1 protein-coding gene is annotated in these 763 nt (G+C 52.9%); it reads right to left on the bottom strand.

What is annotated here, in order from left to right; translation table 11 throughout:
• A partial coding sequence (locus EXE29_RS17335) for an IS6-like element IS26 family transposase (RefSeq protein WP_003218105.1) occupies positions 1-700 on the bottom strand: 700 nt, incomplete at its 3' end.
• Positions 701-763: the final 63 nt, after the last annotated feature.

The following is a 763-nucleotide window of genomic DNA, read 5'->3' as shown; positions in this document are numbered from 1 at the left end:
TTTCAAAAACTCTGCTTACCAGGCGCATTTCGCCCAGGGGATCACCATAATAAAATGCTGAGGCCTGGCCTTTGCGTAGTGCACGCATCACCTCAATACCTTTGATGGTGGCGTAAGCCGTCTTCATGGATTTAAATCCCAGCGTGGCGCCGATTATCCGTTTCAGTTTGCCATGATCGCATTCAATCACGTTGTTCCGGTACTTAATCTGTCGGTGTTCAACGTCAGACGGGCACCGGCCTTCGCGTTTGAGCAGAGCAAGCGCGCGACCATAGGCGGGCGCTTTATCCGTGTTGATGAATCGCGGGATCTGCCACTTCTTCACGTTGTTGAGGATTTTACCCAGAAACCGGTATGCAGCTTTGCTGTTACGACGGGAGGAGAGATAAAAATCGACAGTGCGGCCCCGGCTGTCGACGGCCCGGTACAGATACGCCCAGCGGCCATTGACCTTCACGTAGGTTTCATCCATGTGCCACGGGCAAAGATCGGAAGGGTTACGCCAGTACCAGCGCAGCCGTTTTTCCATTTCAGGCGCATAACGCTGAACCCAGCGGTAAATCGTGGAGTGATCGACATTCACTCCGCGTTCAGCCAGCATCTCCTGCAGCTCACGGTAACTGATGCCGTATTTGCAGTACCAGCGTACGGCCCACAGAATGATGTCACGCTGAAAATGCCGGCCTTTGAATGGGTTCATGTGCAGCTCCATCAGCAAAAGGGGATGATAAGTTTATCACCACCGACTATTTGCAACAGTGCC

Source organism: Acinetobacter sp. WCHAc060006, assembly GCF_004209135.1.
GTDB lineage: Bacteria > Pseudomonadota > Gammaproteobacteria > Pseudomonadales > Moraxellaceae > Acinetobacter > Acinetobacter cumulans.
This window is presented reverse-complemented; position numbering and strand designations above follow the sequence as displayed.